This window comes from Bacillus sp. JJ1474 (assembly GCF_036965225.1).
Lineage (GTDB): Bacteria > Bacillota > Bacilli > Bacillales > Cytobacillaceae > Cytobacillus.
On the sequence record NZ_JBALPC010000024.1, the window covers coordinates 1 to 998 of the forward strand.

General features: G+C 28.2%; 2 protein-coding genes. Both read right to left on the reverse strand.

Annotated features, from left to right (window positions below; all coding sequences use genetic code 11):
* The coding region (locus V7164_RS03715; protein ID WP_335353418.1) for a hypothetical protein at positions 1–411 on the reverse strand (411 nt) is incomplete at its 3' end.
* Positions 412–544: 133 nt separating this feature from the next.
* A partial coding sequence (locus V7164_RS03720; protein WP_335353419.1) for a CpsB/CapC family capsule biosynthesis tyrosine phosphatase occupies positions 545–998 on the reverse strand: 454 nt, incomplete at its 5' end.

Here is a 998-nt window from a genome sequence, read left to right on the forward strand (position 1 = left end):
TCTTGCTAAATTATGTAGTATTTCATAATCTATAGTTTGAACATTAATATCTTCAAGTTGAATACTAATTGCTTTTTTATCTTTTCTTAAATGGGCAAGCAAATATCTATAAACTACCTGTTCATATCCTTTTTTGGCAGGTATATTAATATAACCATTCATATTACCACCGTAAAACCTAAATATCCGTTTTGAAAATCCTTTAGATTCAAAATATACCAATGGAGCAAAACCTTTTAGCTCCTCATTCTCATAAAAAAGAATTATTTTCTCTTTATATTTTTCCCCAAAATATTTTTTCCACAATAGCATCCAATCGTAATCAAAAAAAACAGTAGTATTATTTTGAAATTGAAATTTTACGATTTCATTTTTACATTGTATTAATGAATCATACTCAACTATGTTCATCTAAAACACTCCTAATTTTTAAGTGCATCGAAAATATTTGATAAATTCATTTTAATTTTTGACAATTCAAACATTACCTGCATTAATGCTGCCGATACTCCTTCTCTATATGAAGGAAAAATAAACAAATTTGTTAAAAATGAAACCATCTATTCATTTTAATTTTGTTTGGTTCTTGTCTATTTATTCCATTTCCATTAAGAAGTTTTCTAGTGTTTTCTTGGAGTAAATTGGAATAGTCAGTTCCAAACTCTTCATTTATTACCTCATAAGCTTCATTCAATTTAAATGAACTCCTTGATAAACGATGTGAATCGGATGCAATAAAATGAGTTAAATGATGTTTAATTAATTGAAGAGAAAACTTCCGTAGCTTCTTTCCTTTATAACCTATTAAACTCGAGGCTGTAATTTGAGTAGCTGCTCCGTTCATTACTAATTGATGTAAAATATCAGGATTCTCCCTAATCTGAACATTTCTTTCGGGGTGAACGATGATAGGAGTGATTCCTTCTAATTGTATATTGAATAAAAGCTTCACAGCATAAGCAGGTACATGAGTATCTGGTAATTCAACTAATAAATAT